Source organism: Pseudomonas sp., assembly GCF_041601375.1.
Lineage (GTDB): Bacteria > Pseudomonadota > Gammaproteobacteria > Pseudomonadales > Pseudomonadaceae > Aquipseudomonas.
This window is the reverse complement of record NZ_JBFIIG010000276.1, coordinates 1-3684: the sequence shown is the minus strand read 5'-3', so window position 1 is coordinate 3684 and position 3684 is coordinate 1. Positions and strand designations below refer to the sequence as shown.

The window sequence follows — 3684 nt, the reverse complement described above, 5'->3', positions numbered from 1 at the left end:
TCGATCCAGATGCTGGTCGAGGTGTGGAGCGACGACCCGCTGTCCAGCGAATGGCGCAAGGTCACCGAGGCGGTGTTCGTCTTCGTCGCCATCGACGGCAGCGGACGCACCCGCCCGGTACCGGCACGCCGGTAGTATGGGTCGGGCCGCGCAGGTGGGGCCGCCTAGGTCGGGCCGCGCAGGTCGGGCCGCGCAGGTGGAACCCATCGCCGCAATTGATGGGTTATCACCCAGCCTAGGGTCCAGCCGTAGGATGTGGTTGAGCGCAGCGATACCCATCAGCGATCGATAGATCACCAGCATGGCCGCTACCCTGAAGAAGTGTCAGTCCTGAGGTTTATGGAGATTCGTACGCCGCTGTGATGGGTATCGCTGCGCTCATCCTACCGAACCATCGCCTACGCCTTCTGCGCGCGAAAAAACCGCACAGCGGATACGCAAACGCCGGCTCGAAAGCCGGCGTTTTTATTGGCCAGCAATCAGCCGCGGATGTTGTAGATGTCCTTCTCGTTGCTTTCGGCGTAGTCGAACAGACGCTGCAGGTACGCCTTCTGCTGCTCCCACACCTTGCTCGCCACCGGATCGGCCGCGGCGGAGGCGTCGACCACTTCGGCCGCCACTTCCTTGAGCTTGGCCAGCACCTCGTCCGGCAGGCGGCGTACGTCCACGCCCTCGGCCTTGAGTTGCTCCATGGCTTCCATGTTCTTGGCGTTGTAATCGTCGAGCATGTCGCCGTTCACATCGCGCGCCGCGGCACGGACGACGGCTTGCAGGTCGGCCGGCAGGGTTTCCCAGGCCTTGATGTTGATGTCCAGCTCGAACAGTACGCTCGGCTCCTGCCAGCCCGGGGTGTAGTAGTACTTGGCCGCTTTGTGCAGGCCCAAGGCCTGGTCGTTGTAGGGGCCGATCCACTCGGTGGCGTCGATGGCGCCGGTCTGCATGGCGGTGAAGATCTCGCCAGCCGGCATATTGACCACGGTGCCGCCCATCTTGGTCAGCACTTCACCGCCCAGGCCCGGGGTGCGCATCTTCAGACCCTGGAAGTCGGCGACACTGTTGATTTCCTTGTTGAACCAGCCGGCGGTCTGCACGCCCGTGTTGCCACAGGCCATGGGCAGTACGCCGAAGGGCTTGTAGACCTCTTCCCACAGCTCGATGCCGCCACCCTTGTGCAGCCAGGCGTTCATTTCCTGGGCATTGGGGCCGAATGGCGAAGCACAGAAGAACTGCGCGGCAGGCACCTTGCCTTTCCAGTAATAAGGCGCACCATGGCCCATCTCGGCCGTACCGCGGGACACCGCATCGAACACTTCCAGTGCCGGCACCAGTTCGCCGGCGGCATACACCTTGACCTTCAAGCGGCCATTACTCATTTGTTCGACCAGCGTGGCGAAGCGTTCGGCACCCACGCCTACGCCCGGAAAATTCTTCGGCCAAGATGTCACCATCTTCCAGCTGAAAGTCTCGCTACTCGCACCTTCTTCGGGCTTGGCGACGGTCTCAGCCTCTTTGTTGCAACCGGCCAATGCCGTGGCTGCAAGGCCTACACCCGCTGCCGCGAGAATTTGACGACGCTTCATGTAATAACTCCTTGTTGTTGTACTAATGGTCTGAGCACCGGGATCGCCAGTATTCAGCTATACGTTGAGTACCATAGGACTCCACGCCTCTCAAGCGTAGCGACTACGTACGTAGTACTGCCGGTTGCGACGCTCTTACCCAGCCGCCTAGAATCCCCGGGTTTCCTGGCCATAACAATAAGGATCTGCCATGTCGAATCATCCCCCTCCCTTGCTCGGCTTAGCGCGCCTGCTCGACGCGATCAATGCCGGCTTTGGCAAGGCCTGCGCCTGGCTCACCCTGTTTCTGGTCATCGGCACCGCGACCGTGGTGGTGCTGCGCTATGGCTTCGGCATTGGCGCCACCGCGCTACAGGAAGCCGTGCTCTATGCCCACGCCCTTGTGTTCATGGGCGCCGCCGCCTGGGTGTTGCAGCGCAACGGCCATGTGCGCGTGGATATTTTCTACCAGAAGTTCAGCGGCCGCCGCCAAGCCCTGGTGGAGATCTTCGGCAACCTGCTGTTTCTCCTGCCGGTGTGCCTGTTCCTCGGCTGGAGCAGCTGGGATTACGTGGGCAACTCCTGGGCGACCCTGGAAGGCTCGAGCGAATCGGGCGGCCTGAAGTTCGTCTATCTGCAGAAGAGCATCATCCTGGTGCTGGTATTCAGCCTGGTGCTGCAAGGAATCTCCGACTTGATCAAATCCGCCTACATCCTCAGCGGTCGCCTGTCTGCGTCGGAGGTGAAGCATGGTTGAGTTAATGGCGATCCTGCTGTTCATCTGCATCTGCGCGGCCTTGATGGCCGGCTATCCGGTGGCCTTCACCCTTGGCGGCGTGTCCCTGCTGTTCGCCGGGCTTGGCATGCTCACCGGCACCTTCGATGGCGGCTACCTGAACGCCCTGCCCAACCGCCTGTTCGGCATAATGAACAACCAGACCATGCTGGCGGTGCCGCTGTTCGTGTTCATGGGGGTGATGCTGGAGAAATCGCGGGTCGCCGAAGACCTGCTCGAGTCCATGTCGCGGCTGTTCGGCACCCTGCGCGGCGGCCTGGCGATTTCCGTGTGCGTGGTCGGTGCGCTGCTCGCCGCCAGTACCGGCATCGTCGGTGCCACCGTGGTGACCATGGGCCTGCTGGCCCTGCCGACCATGCTGCGCCGCGGTTACGACCCGGCCATCGCAACCGGCACCCTGGCCGCAACCGGCACCCTGGGACAGATCATTCCGCCGTCGATCGTGCTGGTCCTGCTCGGCGACGTGATGTCCAGCGCCTATCAGCAGGCGCAGTTGAAGATGGGCATCTTCTCACCGAAAACCGTCTCGGTCGGCGACCTGTTCGTCGGCGCATTGCTACCCGGCCTGCTGCTGGTCAGCCTGTATATCCTCTACATCATTGGCGTGGCCATCTTCCAGGCGAAGAAGCTGCCGGCGCTGCCGCAGGAGGAACTCGGCCCGATCGAATGGGGCAAGCTGATCAACGCCCTGGTGCCGCCACTGCTGCTGATCGGCGCGGTGCTCGGCTCGATCCTCGCCGGTTACGCCACCCCCACCGAAGCGGCCGCCCTCGGGGCGCTGGGCGCCATGGTGCTGGCCTTGTACAAGGGCAAGCTGAACTTCGGCCAGCTGCGGGAGGTAGCCTATGGCACCACCGAGATCAGCGCCATGGTGTTCCTGATCCTGATTGGCGCCTCGCTGTTCTCCCTGGTGTTCCGCGGCTTCGGCGGCGAAACCATGATCGAGGACATCTTCGCCCAACTGCCAGGCGGGGTACTCGGGGCCTTCTTCCTGGTGATGGTGGTGATCTTCCTGCTCGGCTTTATCCTCGACTTCATCGAGATCACCTTCGTGGTGGTGCCGATCGTCGGCCCGGTATTGCTGGCCATGGGGCTGGATCCAGTCTGGCTCGGGGTGATGATCGCGCTGAACCTGCAGACCTCCTTCCTCACCCCGCCGTTCGGCTTCGCCCTGTTCTACCTGCGCGGCGTCACGCCCAGTTCGGTGCCCACCAGCACCATCTACAAAGGCGTGCTGCCGTTCATCCTGATCCAGATGTTCTTGCTGGTGGTGGCCTATATCTTCCCCGGCCTGATCACCTGGCTGCCGGAACTGGTGTACGGCAAGTA

At 62.5% G+C, this 3684-nt stretch carries 3 protein-coding genes and 1 pseudogene; 3 read left to right on the top strand and 1 reads right to left on the bottom strand.

What is annotated here, in order from left to right; all coding sequences use genetic code 11:
• Positions 1–135, top strand: a pseudogene (locus ABZE94_RS20925) (acyl-CoA thioesterase); the annotation flags it as partial.
• Positions 136–479: 344 nt separating this feature from the next.
• On the opposite strand, the gene ABZE94_RS20920 reads toward ABZE94_RS20925, so the two are convergent.
• Positions 480–1580 (bottom strand): TRAP transporter substrate-binding protein, encoded by a 1101-nt coding sequence (locus ABZE94_RS20920; RefSeq protein WP_372878081.1) that lies wholly within the window; start codon positions 1578–1580, stop codon positions 480–482.
• Between the two features lie 190 nt (positions 1581–1770).
• Here ABZE94_RS20920 and ABZE94_RS20915 point away from each other — a divergent pair, with 190 nt between their 5' ends.
• Positions 1771–2316 (top strand): TRAP transporter small permease subunit, encoded by a 546-nt coding sequence (locus ABZE94_RS20915; RefSeq protein WP_372878079.1) that lies wholly within the window; start codon positions 1771–1773, stop codon positions 2314–2316.
• A partial coding sequence (locus tag ABZE94_RS20910) for a TRAP transporter large permease subunit (RefSeq protein ID WP_372878077.1) occupies positions 2309–3684 on the top strand: 1376 nt, incomplete at its 3' end. The genes ABZE94_RS20915 and ABZE94_RS20910, both read left to right, overlap by 8 nt.